Origin of the sequence: Methanohalophilus halophilus, assembly GCF_001889405.1 — an archaeon.
GTDB lineage: Archaea > Halobacteriota > Methanosarcinia > Methanosarcinales > Methanosarcinaceae > Methanohalophilus > Methanohalophilus halophilus.
This window is the reverse complement of the sequence record NZ_CP017921.1, coordinates 481,417-503,786: the sequence shown is the minus strand read 5'-3', so window position 1 is coordinate 503,786 and position 22,370 is coordinate 481,417. Positions and strand designations below refer to the sequence as shown.

Genomic DNA, 22,370 nt, shown 5'->3' with positions numbered 1-22,370 from the left:
TTATATCACAAATTGCATTCCATCATATCCCATTGGAAATTTCTGTGCTGCGATGGAATGGGGTTTGAAAAAGTGGCTTATGTGGGTAAAAACGACCTCTTTTGCCTTTATTTTTTGGGCAAGTTCCATTGCATCCTTTGCATCCATATGTTTTTTGATATGCAAAACATCTGAATCCGGTACAATCGCATCGGCAATTAAAAGGTCAGGACTGTCAATCATTTCAAGACTCTTTTGTGGGATTTCCTTTTCGCAATCTCCTGTGAATACCACTTTTTTACCATCTTCTTCTATAAGTATGCCTACCGGATTGCTTACCGGTCGGTGCTTGACTTCAAAAAGAGTAATCCTGAGCCCTATAATTTCAAAGGTTTCATTGATTTTCACATTGTTTCTTCTGGGTTTCAAAAAGGCCAGGTATTCCAGGATGTAATCAAGGGTTTCAGCAAGGCCGTATACATCTACCTTTCTTTGCACCCTGTGGAATTCTCCAAAACCGGTAAAATGATCATAATGGCCGTGGGTCCATATCACTCCGTCCACATGCTTTATATTGTGCTCAAGCAATTGCTGGCGCAGGTCGGGGCCGGTGTCCAGCAAAATTGTACCTTTCTCGGCTTCTACAAGAATAGAACATCTGAGACGGTTGCTTTTCCCCCCTTTTTGTCCATCCTGGCAGGTGGGACAGTTACAACCGATTACCGGTGTACCGGGCGCATCTCCTGTGCCCAGTAATGTCACTTTCACTTAAGACACCCTGTCATACCGCTGGAGGTATTTTTCGGATTTTATATGTGAACGATTATTGAATGATTCCACCGCATTAAGAAGATCTTTGTTACAGAGCTCCCGACGCTCCTCCAGCAGGGCATCCAGAACACCCTCCCGGATCACCACTCTCAGGTCGGATCCACTGTAACCTTCTGTAATTTCAGCAATCGCTGCAGTGTCAAAGTCTCCTTCGATATGCCTTGTGACGATGTCAAGAATATTTTTCCTCATGTCATAATCCGGAAAGGGGAATTCAAGTATTTCATCAAATCTCCTCCATGCAGCTGAGTCCAGCATGTGGGGATGGTTGGTAGCAGCGATCAGGAGTACTCCATCCCTTGTGAGACTTATTTCATCGATTGCCTTGAGGAGAGTGTTGACAGCTCTTTTCAGGGCTGCATGTTCATCCGAGGTCCGGGTTTTTGCAATAAAGTCGAATTCATCCACAAAAAGAATGCATGGATTGAGTTTTTTTGCCAGTTCAAATACCCTGTCAATGTTTTTTGCAGTTTCACCAAGATACTGATCTGTAATCATGGATAATTTTACTTCAACAAAAGGAATGGATAACATTTCGGATAGTGCTCTTGCAACTGATGTTTTCCCTGTACCCGGGGGTCCAACCAGCAAAATCTTGCCCACATCGTACAGCCCGATTTCCTTCAGGTAATCCCGGAACTTGATGGCTTTGACTATCTTGTCAACTTCGGATTCCTGTTTTTTTGTGAGGATTAGTTCGGACATCCCCTGCTGTATATCTTCCGGGGCCAGGAGTTGTGCCAGTTTGAGCATATCTTCTCCGCCTTCTTCCTCCATTACTTCGGCTTTGAGGGATTCTATCCATTCCCTGTCGACTTCCTTGGGTTTGGTACTGTCCCGTACTTTACTGTAGCTGACTCCTTCTTTTTCTGCTTTCTCAAAGTAATAGGCCAATGCGGGGTTTTCTTCGATACGACTGGAGGTGTCCTGTTTTTCGAACCAGCTAATGGCCATGTCAAGAGAAGTTAATTTGATCTTGTAACCAACTTCATCGATTTCTACGAAGGGAAGGCCCTTTAATACCTTTTTAGTTTCACTTTCTCCATACAGTTTATTCACGTCAGTGAGTGAAACATGAATGGGTCGTGGTACTCCTTTGGCCTCTTTTTTCCAGTAGTGCTTCCTTATGGGTTTTGGAAGATCGTTGACATCCAATACTTGGTTCTGGTTGTATATCTGGGCCGTCAACAAAAGTTCTATTATATCAAGTGTATTGTCGGACATTTTGATACCTTACATCCAGGATTTTTATTTAAGTGCAGGTCGAAAACGGTTTGTCTGAACCACCTTATTATGTATTTTCCCTAAATATAACTTATGCTACCTTGTTTGCAGGTTCTAATTCAGGCAAGTTTAAGATATCCTTTGCCGGGAGTGTAGATGTCTCCCGAATTTTTCAGGTTTTCAAGGGCTTTCTCAATTTTTTCCCTCTCAAAACCTGCATCTTCAGCCATTTGGAATAGCTGTCTGATCTGAATTTTTTCCTGGTTTTCAAGAGCATTTATGATATATTTAGAAGGATTTGCAGATCTTTTTTGATTAGGCGGGCTTGGCTGGAGCTGATCAACGCTTGCATCTGCTAGGATCTGGCTGACTTTTTTTGAATCGGATCCCTGTATCTTTGCCTGAAGAGCGGTTCGTGCCGCTATTGCTTCATCGAGTATTTCTGTCCTGTGGAATTTCCTCAATTTACGAAACTGCAAGGTTGCACCACATCTCTGGCATTTTATGGTTTTTTGGCTCCGGTCTTCTATAACCTGGCATTGCAAGCGGCATTTGGTGCAAATAATTACAGCATAGGCTACCATGTAAACACTTCCTTACTTTCCATAGCGGCGTTTCCTTTTCTGGAAATCCCTGATGATACGCAAAAAATCAATCCTTCTGAAGCTGTTCCAGTTAATATCTGTGAAATACAGTTCTGAATAGACGGATTGCCATATAAGAAAATCTGAAAGATGTCTTCCCCCCGAACGTATTATCAAATCCGGTTCTCCTTCTATTGTCAGATGGGATTCCAGAATATTTTCATCAATATCTTCCGGTTCTATGTTTCCTTTTTCTACATCACAGAGAATGGTCCTGACAGAAGAGGTAATCTCTTTTTTTCCGCCGTATCCCAGTACAAAAATGATACTGGGGTCTTTTCCGGGTTTTGTGAGTAATGTACTGCCGTCATCTCCATATACGTCATAGCCGGTTTTAGGGGGCAGTTTGGCGCATATTCTTTCAATAAACTGAACTAATCTGTAAACCATCTTATTTTTGAGATCGGCTTTTTCATCCAGAATGTCCACATTAAAATAGATTTTCTTGATGCCAAAATCCTGGCACCAGTTTATGAATTGGAGTGTTTTTTGGCTACTATTCTTTTGGAGTAGATCTGTTTCAGGCAGGACTATGGCAAGAGAGGAAGGTGGATTTTGCTGTCCCTGTTGTATTTTATTCAGGAGACGTTTTTCATATAATTTATGTAGCAATCCAAAGCCCTCCTTCTGAGATGTCATTTGGCGGTTGAGACGATCTTTATAACATCTCCGTCCTTGAGTTCGTATTTGTCTCCGAGTCTCATGCGGGTACGCCCGTCTACAGCATATAGGAAACGATCTCCGATGTCGGTGTGCACCTTGTATGCAAGTTCATGCGCAGTGGAACCTTTTTTGACCAGGTAGGCATCGGGAAGCATGCGACCTTTTTTGTCGGTCCAGTGGCCTTCATCTTCGACAGGGTAGACTACAATGAGGTTGAGCTGGTCAAATACTGCCCTGTTGATACATTCCTGTACTCCACACCCGTGGGGTTTGCGGGATACCACGAAACTTTTAAGCTTTTCCAGACCCTTTATCTGTTTTTCACTCAGGTCGCTTTCCTCTATGGCAAAGTCCTCATCCCCAGGTTTGTAATCAATTGCTCCGGTACTGGCCGCATTTCGGATGGCCAACTCTGCTGCAGCACTTGTGGGTACGACTATCATCTCAAGTTTTTCAAGGTTTTCGACATTTTCCGGCGGGGCTATATCTAGTTTGTTCGCGGCGATGATGACAGGTTTACTGAGCAGGCGGATGTACTCGCAGAGCTGGCACATATCTTCATCTTCCCATTTGATATATTCGCGTTTGTCGAGCTGGTCTATTGCTATGTTCACGTGTTCTTCACAGACCCCGGCTCCCATGAGCTGGTTTGCAATTGCCTCTTCTACCTTTAGATTCTCTGCTTTTATTTTGCGTGCCAGGCGTTCCCAGTTGCGACACAGGATGCCTTTCATCCACATGGTTATTTCCCGGTTGAGGAAGTCGATATCTTCCAGGGGATCATGGCTGGCGATGTCGCCCGGATTACCCTCTATATCTGTGGCGCCGGAGGCGTCAATTACGTGAATGATTGCCTGGGCCTGGCTCAGTTCGTCCAGAAAGGCATTTCCCAGCCCGCGGCCCTGATGGGCATCGGGCACAAGGCCGGCCACATCAATGATCTCGATTGGTACAAAGCGTATCCCGTCTTCACAGTTGCCACATCTCTTGTCCCGCTCGATGCACGGGCAGGTGGTACGAACATAGGTAACCCCGCGATTGGCATCAATGGTGGTGAATGGATAATTGGCAATATCCACCTCTGCCATAGTTGCGGCTTTGAAGAATGTTGATTTGCCTGCATTTGGCTTTCCTGCAAGGCCTATAGTCATTGTCATGTTCTATCAATCACATGCTTGATGGATTTAACTTTTGTTGGTGGTTTAACGCTTTACCACCAAACATTTATATTCGAGAAGATAATTAGGAACCCAAGTCAGTGAGTGTCCCGGTAGGGTAGCGGATATCCTTGGGGCCTGCGGAGCCTTAGACCTGAGTTCAAGTCTCAGTCGGGACGTCATTGTACTTTTCGGAGGCACTTTTTTCGTGTGGAGTTAATTAACCCCTCACGGTGGTGCCTCTTATGAGTATCTTTTTTTGATATTGTCCTTTCTAATAATATTCTAATCAATAATTTTATGATTTTATAATTCTATATATCCTACTTGTCCTTATGACCAAAAAACTGGACTGTTCAATTTGCTGGTCGTTCACCTATGAGTTTTGATCTTATTTCTGCAAAAGGTCCCGGTGTTATTGATACTGCCACAATTTCTGTAACTGTAAAAATCTCAAGGTTGTGGAGACAGTTTATTCGCAGGGAATGAAGGATTGAATTCTGATATTTGCACAGTCGCCCTCTAACTATTTTTATTTATTTTTAAATAGTAGTTTTTCATCCGCAGTTCTTAGTCTTTATATAGAATCAGTCTCAATTTATTTTATAGCATATCTATATTGCAATATATGAAGGAGGTTTGTATGTATATGAGAGGGCAGGTTATTTTAATTCTGTTTATATCAATTGTTTGTCTCTCTGGTATTGCCTGTGCAACTGAAATTAACCATAGTTTTCTTACAGGACCCTACGATAGCGGGCCTGAGGTGACTGAGGAGTGTATAGGTTGCCATGAACCACAGGCAAAGGACATGCTCAATTCAACCCATTGGTTATGGACCAGCTGCGGTGATTGTGAATGTGGAGAGATAGAAGCTTATAAGGATATGGGTAAAAGAACGGTTATAAATAATTTCTGTGTGGCCATTGCTTCCAATGAACCACGATGTACTTCGTGTCATGCCGGTTATGGCTGGGAAGACGACACTTTTGATTTTAACAATGCATCAAATATAGATTGCCTGGTGTGCCATGATAATACAGGAACGTATAATAAGATTCCAACAGGTGCAGGTGCCGTAGACGCTTCCGTTGATCTTGCAGAGGTCGCTCAAAGTGTAGGTTCTCCCACCAGGGATACATGTGGAGGCAACTGTCATTTTTATGGTGGTGGCGGCGATAATGTGAAACATGGTGACATGTCTTCTGCACTAAGTAATCCATCTGTGGAACTGGATGTACACATGGGTCTTCTGGATTTCAAATGCCAGAATTGCCATGAAACAAGCGACCATAATGTAGCCGGACGGTTTGCCGGACTGCCAGATAGTGAATGTCGTGTGGAATGTTCCGACTGTCACGGCCAGACTCCTCATACTGGTGAATATAAGGAACGTCTGGACGGCCACGTTGATGCAATTGCCTGCCAGACATGTCATATTCCTCAATATGCACGTGAGGTGCCTACCAAGATGTACTGGGATTGGTCTCAGGCAGGGCAGGATATCGATCCTGTACCAACGGATGAATATGGTAAAGCTACCTATAACAAGAAAAAAGGTTCCTTTGTTTGGGAAAAGAATGTGACACCAAGTTATGCCTGGTACAATGGATCTTCAGCTCTCTATAAGTTGGGAGATAAAATCAACACTGATGGAGTGACTGTCATGAATGCACCTCTGGGTTCAAGGAATGATGCAGATTCACAGATTTATCCCTTCAAGATTCACAGGGCAAAACAAATCAGTGATGCTGAGTATAAATACCTGATAGTACCTGATTTGTTTGGTGGCGAAAATTCCTATTGGGCCACATATGATTGGGATAAGGCTTCAGCTTCTGGAATGGAGTATGTAGATGTGTCTTATAGTGGTGAATATGAATTCGTTGAAACATCCCTTTATGAGAGCATTAACCATGAGGTTCCACCAGCTGAGAACTCTCTTGATTGTAGTGATTGTCACCTCGAGACCGGTATGATGGATTTCGAAACTCTTGGTTATGAAGGAGATCCAATGCTTGTAGGAGAGCGTTTTGCTGAAGAGGTTGAAGATGTAAGGCAATCTGTGGAGCAGGAAGCACCCGAAGCTGGAGAAGAATCGTCTGAAGCTGTACCAGGGTTTGGCATTTTCCTGGGGATAGGCATGCTTCTTGTTGTGAACATTCTCCGGGGTCGCCGCTGATTGACCCCTTCCTTTTTTATAGGATACTACTTTATCTGTGCCTGTCGACTGTAAATGTCTTACTCTTTTTCTAACTCGTTCAAGCAACGTTTATATAGAAGTTCAATCATCTAGAACGAACAGGTTGAGAGTACATAGTGCTCTTTTCGTGATGCAATTTACTGGATCATAATTATATAAGGAGGTCAAAGTTTGGCAGGACAGCCGATATACATTTTAGCAGACGGAAGTCAGGTAACAAGGGGCAGAGATGCCCAGAGCAACAACATTCTGGCAGGCAAGGCAGTTGCCAACGCAGTCCGTACTACCCTTGGTCCCAAGGGTATGGACAAGATGCTTGTGGATTCAATGGGTGATGTGGTAATCACCAATGACGGTGCAACCATTCTCAAGGAAATGGACATTGAACATCCTACAGCCAAAATGATCGTTGAGGTGGCCAAGACCCAGGATGATGAAGTCGGAGACGGTACGACCACAGCAGCCGTACTGGCCGGTGAATTCCTTTCCAAGGCAGAGGAACTTCTCAAGAAAGGTGTACACCCCACAATTATTGCAACAGGTTACAGGCAGGCATCCAAAAAGGCGGTTGAAATCGTAAAAAGTATAAGTATAGATATTTCACGTGACGATACTGAAGCCCTCAAAAAAGTGGCAAAAACCGCAATTACCGGAAAAGGTGCAGAATCTCACAAGGAAATGCTTGCAGAGCTTACCGTTGAAGCCGTATCTCTCATAGGAGAAGAAACGGATGATGGCTATGTTGCAGATGTAAGTGACATCAAAATAGAAAAACAGGCCGGTGAAAGTGTTGGTGAGTCCAAACTTGTAAAAGGCCTTGTTCTTGATAAAGCCCGCACACATCCCAACATGCCTGAAAAGATAGAGGATGCAAAAATCCTTGTTCTCAGTATCCCGGTTGAATTCAAAAAGACCGAGATGGATGCCGAGATCAAGATATCTTCCCCGGACCAGATGCAGATGTTTTTGGACCAGGAAGAAAAGATGGTCAAACAGATGACCGACAAGATTCTGGATTCCGGTGCAAATGTTGTCTTCTGCCAGAAGGGAATTGATGACCTTGCACAATATTATCTCGAAAAGGCTGGCGTCTATGCCGCCAAGAGGCTTAAAAAGAGTGATCTGGATCGTATCTGTGAAGCGACTGGTGCAACCAACATTCAGGATATCGATGAAATCACTGCCAATGACCTGGGTTCTGCAAATCTTGTAGAAGAACGTGACATAAAAGGCAACAAGATGACCTATATCACAGGATGCAGGGAAAAGAAAGCAGTTTCAATAATCCTTCATGGTGGTACACAGCACGTTGTAGATTCTCTCCAGCATGCAATAGACGACGCTCTTCACGTAGTCGCTGTGGCTCTGGAAGATGGTAAAGTAGTTGCAGGCGGCGGATCTCCGGAAGTAGAACTCTCCATGCGTCTGGGTGAATATGCATCTTCCCTCAGTGGCAGGGAACAGCTTGCAGTTGCCAAATTCGCAGAAGCATTTGAAGTAATTCCTGAAACCCTTGCTGAAAATTCAGGCTATGACCCAATAAACAAACTTGTTGAACTGCGTTCCAAGCACGAAGAAGGCAACAAGAGGATGGGGCTTAATGTATATACCGGTGAGATTGTTGACATGTGGGAAAACGATGTAATCGAACCACTCCGTGCCAAGACACAGGCAATTAACGCCGGAACAGAAGCAGCTGTCATGGTTCTTAGAATTGATGACGTTGTTGCAGCATCCCCTCACTCCAATCAGGCAGCACCTGAAATGCCTGATATGGACATGGATATGTAAGATAAGGTGGATTATACCACCTTCTATTTTTTTGAATGTGATTTCTTTTCAGGGTAAAATTTAAAAATACCGTTAACCATTTATTTTTCATGGTTAACAACAATGGTTTATCCGATTCTTCCGTCAGGAAAATGGTTTATGCTGCCCTTTTTGCTTCCATGACTGCGGTGGGTGCTTATATCAGTGTCCCCGTGGGGTTGGTACCTGTTACCCTGCAGACATTATTTGTAATTCTTGCAGGGGCGGTGCTGGGTGCTCGATGGGGCATGCTGAGTATGTTCATCTATGTTTTGCTCGGTATTGTCGGTTTACCTGTATTTTCAGGTGGTAGCTCCGGACTTGGTGTGCTGCTGGGTCCCACAGGGGGCTATATCATCGGTTTTATTCTGGCAGCTCTTGTAATTGGTTATCTCTTTGAAAAATTCCAGAACGGATCAATTGCCGGTATGGTGGCTATATTCCTTATAGGTATGATTGCTATCTACGTTCCCGGCTATTTCCAGCTGATGTATGTGGCATCCCTGGGGGCGCACGAAACACTTGCATTAGGTGTTGCTCCATTTATCCCGGGAGCTGCCATCAAGATTGCAGCCGCGACCATTATTTATCGCTACCTCAAGACGGAATCTTTGGTATGATAGAGATTGAAGATTTAAGCTTTGGTTTCAAGGAAAATCAACGTGTTCTTGACGGCATCAATGTGTCGATTGACAGCGGTGAATTCGTAGTCATAGTAGGAGGTAATGGTAGTGGTAAGTCTACCTTTGTCAGACATCTGAACGGTTTACTGCTGCCGGATGAAGGAATGGTGAAAATTTGGGATATGGATACATGCACTATTTCCAATCTAATTGCTATACGCAGGAAAATTGGTATGGTTTTCCAGAACCCTTTAACCCAGTTCGTAGGTGCCACTGTAGAGGAAGACGTGGCTTTTGGTCTTGAAAACCTGGCCTGTCCTCCATCAGTAATCCGCAACAAAACGGATAGTTCTCTTTCAGATCTGGGGATATCCCATCTGGCCGGCAAATCTCCTTTGGAACTAAGCGGCGGACAGATGCAACTTGCAGCCCTTGCAGGTGTCCTTGTCATGGAGCCTGAATGTGTGATATTTGACGAGGTAACCTCCATGCTGGATTCTTTCTCAAAACAACAGGTACTTGCAACCATCACCAGGCTTCATGAAAAGGGCAAGACGATAATAATGGTCACCCACAACCTGGAGGAAGTACATCTTGCTGAAAGGGTTATAGCTTTTGAAAAGGGGAGGGTCGTTTATGATGGCAAATCCTCTTTGTTTTTTGATTCCCCTGCTGTGTCAAACCCCGGTATTTCAATTCCTCCTCTTACTGAACTTGCCCTGTGGCTGCGGGATAACGGTCTCAAAGAGATTGATGTTTCAAACCCTGATGTTAATACACTGGAGGAATCTATCTGGCAATTGAAGTCAAGAATTTGAAATTTTCATACGGGCAAAATTTAGTTTTGCAAAATGTATCCATGTACATAAAGCCCGGTGAGATTGTGGGCTTGACGGGGCCTGTAGGCGCGGGCAAATCAACCTTGTTGCGTCTTCTTGTTGGTCTGCTCGAACCAGACAACGGCATTGTGCAAATTGATGGTTATCCATACCATGCTAAAAAAGTCAGGGAAATGATAGGTGTCCTATTTCAGCATTCTTCCAGACAACTCTTTGAAAAAACGGTTTATGATGACATTGCCTTTGGTCCTTCTAATTTTGGTTTTGATAGAAGGGATATTGAAAGGCAGGTCAACAAGGCAGTAGATATAGTGGGTCTGGATAAATCCCTCCTTGAAGTATCTCCCTTCGGGATCAGTGGAGGGGAACAGAAATTGGTGTCTTTGGCAGGAATAATTGCCCAGTCTCCCAGATATATGGTGCTCGATGAACCTTTTGCAGGGCTTGATACAAAAGGAAAAACGCACCTCCCTCATATTATACAGACCTTGCAGAATATGGGAGTAGGGGTTATCGTAATTTCCCATCACCTAGATAAACTGCTTGAAGTAGCTCCGCGAATTATCTACCTGCGGGATGGAATAATTTGTTTTGATGGTCAAAGGCAACATTACATTTTGGATGATAGTCTCCCTCTGCCGCCTGTAACCGCTTTGATGAAGAGGCTGCATTCAAGGGGTTTACCAGTGAACCCGGATACGTTTACAGTGGAAAGTGCAATCAGGCAATTGGAAAAATTAGAAATCGGAGATGTGGATGATGCCTGATTATTTTTTGGGTTTTGTCCCTGGAGATTCCTTCTTGCACAAGCTTGATCCCCGCACAAAACTAATAGCTACGATGCTGATCAGCATTTTGATCTTCAGGTTGCATGTTACAGGTTTGGTCCTGATATTTGCATTATTCATAGTTTTATACTATCTTTCTTCTGTGCGTATTGCGATGCTACGAAACCTTCGTCCAATTGCCCCCTTCTTAATCTTAATTTTTATATTCCAGCTATTCCTGATACCGGGGAATAGTTTTATGGATTTGTATGGATTTTCTGCCACCTCAGAAGGCTTTTATGAGGGCCTGAGGATTGTAGGGCGTTTTATTCTTTTGATACAATTTGCCTCCCTGTTGGCGGCTACGACTTCTCCTGCTCACATGACGGCGGGAGTTGAAAGGCTACTTCGTCCCCTGCCAGGCAAGATCTTAGGAGTGAGTTCTTTTGAAATTGCCACCATGATGTCCCTCTCCATCCATCTGGTTCCTGTCTTGAACAGGTTCCTGAAAGAAGTGTATCAGGCACAGCTGTGCAGGGGTCTGGGAAGACAAAAAAGGATTTCAGGATTGGTTTCACTGGCAGTACCCTTGCTCAGAGGAGCCTTCAGGATGATGGACGATATATCCCTGGGAATGGAGAGCAGGTGTTATCAGGGTAACTACAGGACATCCCTTTTTGAATTAAAAATGGAAAAATATGATTGGGTAGTCCTTATGTTGGTTTTTATATTGTTGCTTGCCTTCTGGAATTTGAGTATCACTCTTTTGCCCTCTTATCAGATATAATGCGGGCAATTCTTTCCTTAAATTCATCTACAACAATATCTGCATCATCCATATTTGGTTTCTCTTCTGTCCAGTGATTGGATTTAAGTGGGATCGGTATGATTTTTTCCTTTTCCCTTTCGGAAACAGGTGATTTTTCCCACTAAAAATCCTCTTTTTTATTCATGCCCCGTCCCTCACTTTGTTAAATGGTTTGCAGTTTTATCTATATATAGACAAAGATTTATACATTTTGGCAGGTTATTTCTTGTTTTAGATATTTGGCTCCTTATCTGTGCCTCTCGCTTTGATTTTAGATACCATGCGCCTCTTTTTAGAATGTTCACGCTGATAGGATAATGCGGTATCTTTATGTAGCCGTGAATTTATGGAACCTTTTATAACTCAATTTAGCCTATTTGTACATATAAATTGCTAATATATTGGAGGTGTTCCGGCATGGTATACAGTTTGGGAATTGATGCTGGAGGAACTTATACTGATTCTGTTCTTCTGGATGATGACACTGATAGTATTCTTGATTCAAATAAAGCACTTACAACATATCCCGATCCACTGAATGGGATAAAAAACTCAATTGATGGTCTCGACCAGGAAAAACTCAAGAAAGTAAAGATTGTTTCCGTATCAACAACCCTTTCGACAAACACGATTCTTGAAGGTACGGGTTTCCCCGTTGGCTTGTTTTTGATCGGAAATTATGATCTCAAGGAAAAACTTCCGACTCCCCATTACGTAAAAGTTGCCGGTGGTCATACATATAATGGTGGGGAGAAAGAACCCCTGGATGAGGAAGCAGTCAGGGATTTTGCGGTGAAAATAAAGGACAAGGTTGCAGCTTTTGCAATCTCTTCCTTTTTCAGTATTCGTAACCCGGACCATGAAATCCGGGCCAAGCAGATAATCCGCGAGGCTACAGGTCTTCCTGTGGTATGTGCACACGAGCTCTCTCAGGACCTTGGTGCCTTTGAAAGAGCAACGACTGCCTTTTTCAATGCTCAGCTGTTGCCCATTACAGAAAGGTTCATGTCCACTGTGGAAAAGGATGTAACTTCCAGGGGAATCAGTCCGAAGATATTCATGCTCAAATGCGATGGCTCTGTTATCGGTATCAAAAGTGCACTGGAAAAGCCCATTGAATCTATTTTTTCTGGCCCTGCGGGAAGCCTTGTAGGAGCTTCCTTTTTGACAGGAAATGATTCATGCGCAGTTATTGATGTGGGCGGTACAAGTACCGATATTTCCGTTATAAAAGACGGCGTTCCTGAAATGAGTGAGATGGGGGCGGTTGTCGGTGGCTGGAAAACTCGTGTCAAGGCCATAAAGATGGAAACATCTGCAATGGGTGGTGACAGTCACATATGGGTAAAGGACGGCAAATTGAATGTTGGGCCGCGACGTGTAATTCCCCTTTGCAGAGCAGCGGATCTCTATCCCGATTTTCTGGAACTTCTCAAGATCAATCCCATGCCCACCAAAACTTTGATCGGCATGAATTTCCAGCCCACGACCTTCTTTACACGTACTGAATATGAAGCCATGGGTCTTAATGATCTGGAGCAGGAATTGCTTGATTCCATCTCTAGTAGTCCCACTTCGCTGAGGGAATTACGCAGCCGCATGGGCAGGTATCCCTCAACCAGGATTCTGGACAGCCTTATTCAGAAAAGGCTTGTGCAGTGTATTGGTTTTACACCCACGGACGCTCTGCATGTACTGGGGGATTACACCGCCCGCAATGTGGAGGCAGCGGAGGTAGGTGCTGAATACCTGGGCTCCCTGTGTAAGAGAACCGGCGAGGAATTTGCCAGGTATGTCAAGGAAACCTTTGCCAAGAATATGGCCTCAGACCTGATTTCCTTTTTCCTGGAAGGTATTCCAAGGGAAGAGATTCGTAAAATATTCGATATAGATTGTCCTACAAAGTTTAAGGTTGATATCCCGGTTGTTCTTATCGGTGGCCCCGTGGTTGCTTATAAGGACATACTTGGAAATATTATTGATGCCGAGATTATTGTACCAAAATATTCCGATGTCGGGAATGCCACAGGTGCCCTTGCAGCCAAAGGTGTAAGGAGGGTTGATTTCCTTATAAGGCCTGCTTCTATGGCAGCCCCTGATTGGGAATACTATGTATTTTCCGAAAAAGGGCGACAGAGTTTCTATGAATATAAAGATGCTATAAAATACGCCAGGGAAACAGGACAATCCATGGTCATGCAATACATGGAAGACGCCGGTTTGGACCCGGATCATGTGGAAATTGACGTCAAGAAGGATGAGATTGTGCCGGAAGGTTGGGATTTCCCAATGGAAACCAAAATCAGGATTATGGGAGTTGGTACCCGCCTGATAGATGAAGAGGCCTGAAAAGGTCTCTCTTTTTCTTCTTCAGAAGGTTGATATATTATTGGATACTACCCTTTTATCAGGGGTATGGCTATGCATTTTTGCAAAGATAAAAATGAGAAATTGAACAGGGAATGCTTTTTGGTCGCAGTTCTTGTTTTGATTGTTATCTTCCTTTTCGGATTTGCAATATATAAGCTGGTGATCCAGCCTATGCTCGGTGGTTTCTGAGAGGTGTGCTCTTACTGATTCATTTTTTCCCTTTCCAGGTTCAAGACCCTGCGGATTACCAGTTTTTTCTTTCCCAGGCCCGCATCGGGATTTTCCGGATAGTTCTCCTTTACATATTCATAGAGTTCGGCAGACGTCATTTTTTCAAGTTTGTCCTTGAGTTTAAGCAATTCTTCCATCTTTCTCCTCCTGTCGTTTTTTGTGAGAAATTCTAGTTTTTGTATTTATTCCTTCTGGTGTTTGCATTACCAGACAGAAATCATTATGAATTGCAAGTTACATGTAGGTATCATATAAACAGAATGAGGTTTAAAAGCTATGAGTGAATCCAAATTCGAACCGTTGCCAAGTTCCTATTTATTTAACAGTTTGCTGGATAAAGATACCATAATCCTTGCTGCAAATCCGCGTATCTCTCTTGTTATGCGTGGAATTATGAAAGCAGCCAAAGATGCAGATGCTCCCCTGATGGTAGAACTCGCCCGTTCTGAATCCGATCTGGACGGTGGTTATTCAGGTATGACCCCGGCTGAATTTTCAAAAAGGTGCAAGAAAACAGCCAATGAAGTTGGTCTGGATGTATGGTCTCTGCATGCCGACCATATTGGGATCAAGAAAGGTACTCCTGAGGATATTGAATCCACAAAGGAACTTGTAAGTGGGCAGATTGATGCGGGATATACCTCTTTTGCAATCGATGCTTCTCATCTTTTCAATTTCCAGGGAGGCAATCTCCGGGAAGAATTATCCCAGAATATTGATGCAACTACAGAGATCGCCCATCACATCCAGGATAAAATGGGTGGTCGTAAATATGGACTTGAAGTTGAGGTTGGTGAAATAGGCAGGGAGGATGAAAACGGAAGGGTACTTACCAAACCCGAAGAAGCAGTAACCTTCATCAAAGCGCTTAATGAAAATAATGTGTATCCACATGTTATCGCAATCGCAAACGGTAGTGCTCATGGGAACACCTATGATACAAATGGAAATCTCATACAGCAGGTTTCAGTTGATATAGAGCAGACCATTGCGGTTGCTGATGCCCTGAAAGAGAATGGCTTTAGTGTCAGGATCGCCCAGCACGGGATTACAGGTACTCCCAGGGAACTCATTTACGAGCATTTCCCTCATGGGGATATCCTGAAGGGCAACGTTGCCACATTTTTCCAGAATATAGTATGGGAAGTGTTCAGGATATATGAACCCGAGCTTTTCAGTGACATCCGGAAATGGACTATTGAGAATTTCCGCAGTAAAGCTCCCGAAAAGAGTGATAATGAGATATTCGGCAAATTCAGCAAGTATGCAGTAAGGCAGTTCTTTGACCGCATAGATGCTGTTGGTGAGAATACAAGGCGTGCAATTGATGCAAAGGTCTATGCTGAGACTCTTATGTTCCTCGGGGCTTTCAAGGCTGAAGGTACTGCACAGCAGGTCAGGGATTATATCAAATCCCTGTAATATTTTTTAAAGCGTAATTATAAGTTGTTGTTTCTGGCTAAATTCCAGAATGGTATCTGCAATAGCTTCGGGTTCGACCATCTCAATCCCCGGTATCATTTCTTCATATTTGAGCCCTACAAGTGAAGAACCCAGTTTGCAACACATAAAGTTCACACCCAGATTCATACATTCATCGATTTTCTGGTCGTATTCCAGGGCTCCTGCTTTATCCTTTTTGGCAAGCATTACTCCCATGGGGCCAAAGAGGACTATATTTACATTCAGGCCCTGTTCACTGTAGTGTTTTGCAAATCTCAGGGTCTCCAGTGGACCGGTACTTTCGTAAATCATGCTTTTGAGCAGGATAAGGACATTTGTGACTTTGTGCATATTATCTTCTCACAGGTATTGCTCCAGGACATCTTCTGCTTTTTTTGGACCCATGTTTTCGAGATGTACCGATTTTTTGGTAGTTTTTGCACCGGATACAATGGTTATTGAGGAGCTGTTTATTTGAAATATATGACTTAGCTGTTGTATAAGCTGGTCGTTGGCTTTTCCTTTCTGTGCGGGTTCGGTTAATTTGCCCTCAACCCTGTTGCGCCATATATTGTAACCTGAAGGAACTACCAGTTTGCTGGAGCCGGGATTAATTTCAAAATCAATTATACAACCATTCCCCTTTGTGTGTATGGCATCCCGGATAGGCATATTATTCCATCAATTATATTTTGTGGAGAACGATGCTGTATCCCGACGCACTAACTCCAGGATATCATCCTATGGAATATCCGCTGTCCATCCCGGTTACCCTCGTGACAGGCGTAATGTCACATCGCCTCCTGCTGTAGCGTACTGAGGTTGTCTGTACACTCATCGAATGGCTTGTGCCATATTCTTGTGCAAGGACCTTACAATACGCAAATAGGAGTACCGGGATTCTACTTTATATACCTGACGTCTGACAACCAATAGGTATAAACGTTATTATGAGAGATGGAAGGTTCATGAAAATAGCGATACTGGGCGGCACGGGACATATCGGTAAAGGCTTTGCTCTGCGGTGGGGCAGTCTTCATGATATCATCATTGGCTCAAGAAATGCAGAAAGAGCATCTTCAGCGGCAAAAGAGTACAGGTGTATGCTGGAAGATCTTGGAAAGAAAGGATCCTTTGAAGGTGTAGATAATAAAACAGCTGCACAAATGGCCGATGTCGTATTGCTTGCAATAAAGTATCGTCATGTTTCATCTGTTATTGAAACTATTACTCCTGTGCTTAAGGACCAGATTGTTGTTTCTGTGGTTGTTCCTATGGAAAAGGACAGCTGTTACATCATTCCGGATGCAAAACATATGGAAATTGATGTACGGGATTCTGCATACAATGCGGAATATTTCTGTTATACACAACCTGTTGGTGGGAGTGCCGCCGAGGAAATTGCACAACTCCTTCCTCCACACATTCGACTGGTATCGGGTTTTCACAATGTTCCTGCCAAACATCTTGAAGATCTCTCTCTTGCGCTGGATTATGATATTGCTGTCTGTGGGAATGATATGGCTTCAAAAGAAGTTGTCTGCAAACTCACAGATGATATACCAAACTTGCGACCATTGGATGCAGGTCCCTTACAGGCCTCTTCCATGATCGAATCCCTTACCCCCCTGCTGATAAACATAGCAGCCAGGAACAAAATGGATGATGTGGGAGTAAAGTTCATTTGAAGCTGGCAGCATGCAAAGCTGCTCTCTGATCTATTTTAAAAAGGAAGTAAAATAAGGGGGAATCCCCTTATTCGTCCAGAATCTGTTCTGCTACGTCCCTGTAGGCATTCATGACATAATCGATGCCTGAAACTTCTGCGGCTTCCTCGGTGAGGGCCATTACGTCTTTGCGGGACAGTGTGTTGATGTTGAATCTGCGTGAACCGGCCATGAGCTGCTGCAGACCGACTTTGAGTTTCTCTCCGTAGGAGTAGATACCCATTGCGCCCAGTGGGATGTTCTTGACATCTTCTCCATAGCGTTCTTCCAGGTCTTCGTAGTGGACAAAGATTTCTTCTGGACGGTGGCCGAATTCGGAGACGGTTTTTGGCAGGTTGTCTTCATCGAGCCATTTGCCGATGTTCTTACCGACCATGCCTGGTATCATGAGACCACGGCCCATGCATACTGCCTTGAAGTATGGGGAGCCCATTGCAAGTGCTTTGTAGATACCGTCTTCGCTGGAGAACCCACCGGCCATTGCGAGATCAGGTACTCTTTCACCTTTGTTGTTGAGTTTTTCTGCGAACTCATAGACAAGGGACTGTAGATAGAATGTCGGGATACCCCATTCTTCCATCATTGGCCAGGGGCTCATACCTGTACCACCTGGTGCACCATCGAAGGTTAACAGGTCGATCTTTGCTTCGGAGGAGTATTTGAGTGCCATTGCGGCTTCAACCATGGAGTATGCACCGGTCTTTAAGGTGATACGGTCATAGCCTATGGACCTGAGACGGTCAACTTCTTCGAGGAAGCCTTCCTTGTCAACAAAACCAAGTCTGGAGTGACGTTCAAATTCCCTGATTGCACCGACCTTGTAAGCTTCCTGGACGGCTGCGTTTTCGGGGTCCGGGGTTACAATGTATCCACGCCTCTTGAGTTCAAGTGCACGGTCTAGGTCACGTACCTTGATTTCTCCACCGATACATTTGGCGCCCTGTCCCCATTTGAGTTCAAGGGTGTCCATTTCGTGTTTGCTGGAGATGTATTCTGCAACACCGAGTTTTGTGTCTTCTACATTCATCTGGACAAGCATTTCACCGTAGCCTTCGTGATATTTATTGTAGGCTGCGATCCTTCTGTCCATTTCCGGCGATTCGGTGACCAGGCCGTTGTTGTCACGTTTGAGTTCCGGGTCGATTCCGCACACGTTTTCGCCACATACAAGGGTGATTCCGGTGATTGCTGCACCAACGGCGAACTCGTTCCAGTTTTTCCTTGCGATATCGGTGGAACCGAGGGCACCGGTGAATGCAGGCAGCCTCATTTTCACTTTCTTGTTCCATCCATATTCGGTTTCGGTGTCTACGTTGGGGAATCTTGCGGTTTCGGGGCTGGCTTCTATTCCATCAGGAAGGCCGACTGCACCGACTGCATATCCCTGGATGTTGAGGTGAGAATAGTCTACAGGATAGTCCTTGTCTGCTCCGGCTGTCACTTCGCCGAAAGGTCCCGGGTACAGGACTTCACGTCCTCTGAATGATGATTTGAATATTTCACAGTTACCACGGCATCCGTCCACACAGCGTGTGCAGATTCCGGACATCGGGGCAACACTTTTGGACCTGTTGAAGGTCCTTGTTGCTTCATTTGCATTTGGTTGTCTAAGATTGCCCATCTTAATTACTCCTAATGTTTAATGTATAAACGTGACTTTAGTCACTAGTAACTAATCGTTTACCGCATCGGTTGTATTTATAGTTTGCTTATTTGAAGGGCTTGCCCATAAAGTACCCTACTTTATCGTCAACTAACCGACTTTAGAGTCAAGTGGCTTACTTTATGTTCAAAGAGGCACATTATATTCAAAGCATCCACTTTATGGGTCACTTCAAATATATCACAAAATTATTATTCGGAAACCCTAAGTGCAATATATGAATGTGATATCATGAATATTCATACACAAAATAAAAGAAGTATTTAGTTATCTGGAAATAATAAGTTGAAAATATCATTTATATTTCTGATATCACTACCTTTAATTCTTCTCTCGGGCTGTATACAGGACGAAACAGAAGGGGCTGAAATTACTGGAGATATTGGGTATTCTGTAGGTGCCATTAATGATTATCGAACCGATATCCAACAAATCCAATGAACAACCAGTGTTGGAAATAATGGAGATATATCGGCAAAAAATGTTAGCTGCGAAATTATACTTCATCCTGAAGTGTCATCAAGATTGATTTCTCTTGAAGGAAATAAAATGCATATTGGAAACTTAGGAACTGATTCCTGGAGGGGTTTCAAAGGCAATGCAACGTTTGATGCATCCAATATAAGCAAAAATGATATTGACGAATGGGCAACTCTGATTGAAGTAAAAGTAACCTGGCAAGAGGATGGGGAAAGGTTTGAAAAAACGTTTCCTGATGTCGTAAAATGATTGATTCCATTAGATGTGGAAGATACTGCGCTGTATACCTCCTGTCTATATCATATATTTTTTGTGTAACTTAGTATAGAATTTCTACAGAGCCAATCTATCATCCTTTCTAAAGTCTGATGATCATGCCACCATCATGTTTGAAGGTGATGAACTCCGTGCTGATGGACATGATAAAGGAATACGGTATACTCTAACAACTAATACTACGATTGAGGACAATGTCGGAAAGATCCTGGATCCCGATGATCTGGAAGAAGGTATGGAAATACAGGTATTCTATGGTCCCGTGATGACTGCAAGATATCCACCAATGGGACAGGCAAATTTGATACGTGTATTATAATCGGAAGAATATGATGTAAACCTAGGCGTTAACATCATTTTTCATAGAGAAAAATATCTTCAATTGAACATTCGAAGAATCGTGCCATCTTGAACGCCAATTTTATACTTGGATCGTATTTGCCACGTTCTATAGCATTGATAGTTTGCCTTGTCACTTCCATTTCATTGGCCAGATCTTCCTGAGTAATATCTTTCTTTGCTCTCCAGACTTTTAGTGTGTTCTTCATTCAATATCCATCCTGGATCACATTTGTCTTTTGTACCAGTAGTAAAATCCAGCATAGGACAGCATTGTTATAGCAAACAACAGGGACACAATCGGGTATGCCTGGACATCGAATGCTGTAACTCCAAGAAATGCCATCAATATACCTTCGAGGATTATAAGAATCGTCAATGTTTTGTGACTGGCTTTCTCAGCTATATGAAATATTCTTTCATCTTCAACTACAGTTCCTTTTTTCTGGAGTCGAATGCTACGGATACTGATTAAAATAAGTGCAACACCTGCACCTAGGAATGCGCCACCAGTTCCGCTTGGATTTATGATCCATCCTGGTTCTAGGATGTAAATTGCTACTCCAATCAGGGTTAATAAAATCCCTACAACTAACATGCCTATATCTTTGGTTTGCACGTAAATCACCATGTAAACTATAATTGACATTATGTATATATATCTTTTCATAAAGGCATGTTTTTGCTACATAATGTATTGTATATTGTTCAAGCATTTCAATATGTAAATCACTTGTATGTCTAAAAAATTTTATGGAATACTATCATTAAATATAACCAGTTTGATGGGGATTGTATTTCTTATTTTTGAGGATGGCGATATAGAGTAAAACTGATTATATCAGGATTAGACGCTTTTTCCTACCAAAAACATGATATACAATACTAATCCTAAAAAACACATTCATATAGTTCGTACAAAGCTATTAAGGCGATTTAATGAACATTAAGAGCAAGGAAGACGTATACAACGAGATAGAGAACAACAATGTCAAATTCATCAGACTACAATTCACCGATATTCAGGGAGTAGTCAAAGATGTGGAAATTCCTGTCACGCAGGTTAAAAAAGCCCTTGAAACAGGTATTTCCTTTGACGGTTCATCAATCGAAGGATTTGTGAGAATAGACGAATCCGATATGGTACTGAGACCAGATGTAAGGTCTTTTGCCCTGCTCCCCTGGGATCAGGGAAAGGGAGTTGTAGCCCGTATGGTTTGTGATATCTGCAAGCCGGATGGCTCTCCCTTTGAAGGAGATCCCAGGTATGTCCTGCGCAGGGTTCTGAAGGAGGCCCATGACATGGGATTTTCTTTCAATGTGGGTCCTGAACTGGAATTTTTCCTTTTCCAGGTCGAAAACGGCAAGGCAACCACCAAACCCCATGATTTCGGACGCTACTTTGAATTTGCACCTGCAGACCTTGCAGAGGATATACGCAGGGAGATTGTTCTCGGTTTGATCGATCTGGGCTTCAATATCGAGGCCGCCCACCACGAAGTCGCTTTCGGCCAGCATGAGATCGATTTCAAGTATGACGATGCTCTCTCGACTGCTGACAACGTGGTAACCTTCAGGTATGTTACCCGTACGATAGCAAAACTTAACGGTCTGCATGCCACTTTCATGCCCAAACCCCTTACTTCTGAAAACGGTTCAGGAATGCATGTCAACCTTTCTCTTTCCAAAGATGGCAAGAATGCTTTCTATGATCCGCAGGATGAGGAAGAAGTGGATCAAATGGCCTATCATTTCATTGGCGGGGTCCTGGAACACATCAAAGGTATCACTGCAATTTCCAATCCATTGATCAATTCATATAAACGTCTGGTGCCGGGTTATGAAGCACCGGTGTATATCACCTGGTCCGGTCCAAACCGCAGTTCCCTTGTCAGGATTCCTGCTGCCAGGGGTCAGAGTACCCGTGTGGAACTTAGAAGTCCCGATCCGTCCTGTAATCCCTATCTGACCTTTGCGGCAATCCTGGCTGCAGGTTTGAAAGGTATCAAGGAACAGATCGATCCAGGTGAAGGCACCGATGTGAATATTTATGATCTCACTCCCAAGGGTCTTGCTGACAGGAACATTGAAACCTTGCCCCCAACCCTGCTGGATGCAGCCAATCATCTGGCAAAGGACGATTTCCTCAGGGATGCATTGGGTGCACATGTGCATGATAACCTGCTGCGGATTGCCTATGCCGAATGGGATGCCTACAAATTACAGGTGCATGACTGGGAAACCAACCGGTATCTCAATGCAGTATAATATATAAGATAAATTAATATATTCAT

Annotated in this window: 23 protein-coding genes, 1 tRNA gene and 1 pseudogene; 14 read left to right on the top strand and 11 right to left on the bottom strand. The window is 43.5% G+C overall.

What is annotated here, in order from left to right; all coding sequences use genetic code 11:
• The 5 genes from BHR79_RS02575 to BHR79_RS02555 all read right to left on the bottom strand — a co-directional run bounded on the left by BHR79_RS02575 (nt 1) and on the right by BHR79_RS02555 (nt 4,498).
• Nucleotides 1-747 (bottom strand): MBL fold metallo-hydrolase, encoded by a 747-nt coding sequence (locus BHR79_RS02575; RefSeq protein WP_072560876.1) that lies wholly within the window; start codon nt 745-747, stop codon nt 1-3.
• Complete coding sequence (locus tag BHR79_RS02570) at nt 748-2,034, bottom strand: ATP-binding protein (protein WP_072560874.1); 1,287 nt, start codon at nt 2,032-2,034, stop codon at nt 748-750.
• Between the two features lie 119 nt (nt 2,035-2,153).
• On the bottom strand, nt 2,154-2,618 hold the full coding sequence (locus BHR79_RS02565; RefSeq protein WP_072560872.1) for a DUF5817 domain-containing protein: 465 nt from the start codon (nt 2,616-2,618) through the stop codon (nt 2,154-2,156).
• Nucleotides 2,619-2,630: 12 nt separating this feature from the next.
• The gene (locus tag BHR79_RS10465) at nt 2,631-3,290 is read right to left on the bottom strand and encodes an undecaprenyl diphosphate synthase family protein (protein WP_234970374.1); all 660 of its coding nucleotides are present in this window, start codon (nt 3,288-3,290) and stop codon (nt 2,631-2,633) included.
• Between the two features lie 23 nt (nt 3,291-3,313).
• Entirely contained in the window at nt 3,314-4,498 is a 1,185-nt protein-coding gene (locus BHR79_RS02555) for a redox-regulated ATPase YchF (protein WP_072560868.1), read from the bottom strand.
• 107 nt (nt 4,499-4,605) lie between these two features.
• Here BHR79_RS02555 and BHR79_RS02550 point away from each other — a divergent pair.
• From BHR79_RS02550 to BHR79_RS02515, 8 genes and pseudogenes are all read left to right on the top strand, one after another.
• Nucleotides 4,606-4,677 (top strand) — tRNA-Arg (locus BHR79_RS02550).
• 464 nt (nt 4,678-5,141) lie between these two features.
• Nucleotides 5,142-6,680 carry a tetrathionate reductase family octaheme c-type cytochrome gene (locus BHR79_RS02545; protein WP_072560866.1) on the top strand — a complete coding sequence of 513 codons (1,539 nt, stop codon included), beginning with the start codon at nt 5,142-5,144 and terminating at the stop codon, nt 6,678-6,680.
• A gap of 192 nt (nt 6,681-6,872) precedes the next feature.
• Nucleotides 6,873-8,492 carry a thermosome subunit alpha gene (thsA, locus tag BHR79_RS02540; protein WP_072560864.1) on the top strand — a complete coding sequence of 540 codons (1,620 nt, stop codon included), beginning with the start codon at nt 6,873-6,875 and terminating at the stop codon, nt 8,490-8,492.
• Between the two features lie 89 nt (nt 8,493-8,581).
• Nucleotides 8,582-9,130: a biotin transporter BioY gene (locus BHR79_RS02535; protein WP_072560863.1), complete on the top strand. Its 549-nt coding sequence runs from the start codon at nt 8,582-8,584 to the stop codon at nt 9,128-9,130.
• Complete coding sequence (locus BHR79_RS02530) at nt 9,127-9,951, top strand: ATP-binding cassette domain-containing protein (protein WP_072560861.1); 825 nt, start codon at nt 9,127-9,129, stop codon at nt 9,949-9,951. Before BHR79_RS02535 ends, BHR79_RS02530 begins: the two co-directional genes overlap by 4 nt.
• A gap of 38 nt (nt 9,952-9,989) precedes the next feature.
• A pseudogene (locus tag BHR79_RS02525) lies at nt 9,990-10,739 on the top strand (ATP-binding cassette domain-containing protein); the annotation flags it as partial.
• Entirely contained in the window at nt 10,723-11,526 is an 804-nt protein-coding gene (locus BHR79_RS02520; RefSeq protein ID WP_083432999.1) for an energy-coupling factor transporter transmembrane component T family protein, read from the top strand. The pseudogene BHR79_RS02525 and the gene BHR79_RS02520, both read left to right, overlap by 17 nt.
• 438 nt (nt 11,527-11,964) lie before the next feature.
• On the top strand, nt 11,965-13,896 hold the full coding sequence (locus BHR79_RS02515; RefSeq protein WP_072560855.1) for a hydantoinase/oxoprolinase family protein: 1,932 nt from the start codon (nt 11,965-11,967) through the stop codon (nt 13,894-13,896).
• A 221-nt stretch (nt 13,897-14,117) separates the two neighbouring features.
• On the opposite strand, the gene BHR79_RS10630 is transcribed toward BHR79_RS02515, so the two are convergent.
• A complete protein-coding gene (locus BHR79_RS10630; protein WP_169818154.1) occupies nt 14,118-14,285 on the bottom strand; it encodes a hypothetical protein in 168 nt (55 codons plus the stop codon).
• Nucleotides 14,286-14,424: 139 nt separating this feature from the next.
• Between BHR79_RS10630 and BHR79_RS02510 the strand changes: the two genes are divergently transcribed.
• Nucleotides 14,425-15,570 (top strand): class II fructose-bisphosphate aldolase, encoded by a 1,146-nt coding sequence (locus BHR79_RS02510; RefSeq protein ID WP_072560854.1) that lies wholly within the window; start codon nt 14,425-14,427, stop codon nt 15,568-15,570.
• 6 nt (nt 15,571-15,576) lie between these two features.
• Here BHR79_RS02510 and BHR79_RS02505 read toward each other — a convergent pair whose 3' ends face one another.
• On the bottom strand, nt 15,577-15,942 hold the full coding sequence (locus BHR79_RS02505) for a DsrE/DsrF/DrsH-like family protein (protein ID WP_072359584.1): 366 nt from the start codon (nt 15,940-15,942) through the stop codon (nt 15,577-15,579).
• 9 nt (nt 15,943-15,951) lie between these two features.
• The gene (locus tag BHR79_RS02500) at nt 15,952-16,263 is read right to left on the bottom strand and encodes a DUF167 domain-containing protein (protein ID WP_072560852.1); all 312 of its coding nucleotides are present in this window, start codon (nt 16,261-16,263) and stop codon (nt 15,952-15,954) included.
• A gap of 22 nt (nt 16,264-16,285) precedes the next feature.
• On the opposite strand from BHR79_RS02500, the gene BHR79_RS10785 reads away from it, so the two are divergent.
• Entirely contained in the window at nt 16,286-16,411 is a 126-nt protein-coding gene (locus tag BHR79_RS10785; RefSeq protein WP_268765979.1) for a hypothetical protein, read from the top strand.
• A 148-nt stretch (nt 16,412-16,559) separates the two neighbouring features.
• On the top strand, nt 16,560-17,279 hold the full coding sequence (locus BHR79_RS02495; protein ID WP_072560850.1) for an NAD(P)-binding domain-containing protein: 720 nt from the start codon (nt 16,560-16,562) through the stop codon (nt 17,277-17,279).
• A gap of 67 nt (nt 17,280-17,346) precedes the next feature.
• On the opposite strand, the gene BHR79_RS02490 is transcribed toward BHR79_RS02495, so the two are convergent.
• Nucleotides 17,347-18,939 carry a glutamate synthase-related protein gene (locus tag BHR79_RS02490; protein ID WP_072560848.1) on the bottom strand — a complete coding sequence of 531 codons (1,593 nt, stop codon included), beginning with the start codon at nt 18,937-18,939 and terminating at the stop codon, nt 17,347-17,349.
• 591 nt (nt 18,940-19,530) lie between these two features.
• Between BHR79_RS02490 and BHR79_RS02485 the strand changes: the two genes are divergently transcribed.
• Both BHR79_RS02485 and BHR79_RS02480 read left to right on the top strand, forming a co-directional pair.
• Nucleotides 19,531-19,710 carry a hypothetical protein gene (locus BHR79_RS02485; RefSeq protein ID WP_072560846.1) on the top strand — a complete coding sequence of 60 codons (180 nt, stop codon included), beginning with the start codon at nt 19,531-19,533 and terminating at the stop codon, nt 19,708-19,710.
• 136 nt (nt 19,711-19,846) lie between these two features.
• Entirely contained in the window at nt 19,847-20,056 is a 210-nt protein-coding gene (locus tag BHR79_RS02480) for a hypothetical protein (protein WP_072560844.1), read from the top strand.
• A gap of 34 nt (nt 20,057-20,090) precedes the next feature.
• On the opposite strand, the gene BHR79_RS02475 is transcribed toward BHR79_RS02480, so the two are convergent.
• Together BHR79_RS02475 and BHR79_RS02470 are read right to left on the bottom strand one after the other, a co-directional pair.
• Nucleotides 20,091-20,285, bottom strand: coding sequence for a helix-turn-helix transcriptional regulator (locus tag BHR79_RS02475; RefSeq protein ID WP_072560842.1), 195 nt, complete (start codon nt 20,283-20,285; stop codon nt 20,091-20,093).
• 17 nt (nt 20,286-20,302) lie between these two features.
• Nucleotides 20,303-20,725, bottom strand: coding sequence for a DUF2178 domain-containing protein (locus tag BHR79_RS02470; RefSeq protein WP_240632159.1), 423 nt, complete (start codon nt 20,723-20,725; stop codon nt 20,303-20,305).
• 290 nt (nt 20,726-21,015) lie between these two features.
• Here BHR79_RS02470 and glnA point away from each other — a divergent pair, with 290 nt between their 5' ends.
• The gene (glnA, locus tag BHR79_RS02465) at nt 21,016-22,344 is read left to right on the top strand and encodes a type I glutamate--ammonia ligase (protein WP_072560840.1); all 1,329 of its coding nucleotides are present in this window, start codon (nt 21,016-21,018) and stop codon (nt 22,342-22,344) included.
• The last annotated feature ends 26 nt before the right edge of the window (nt 22,345-22,370 follow it).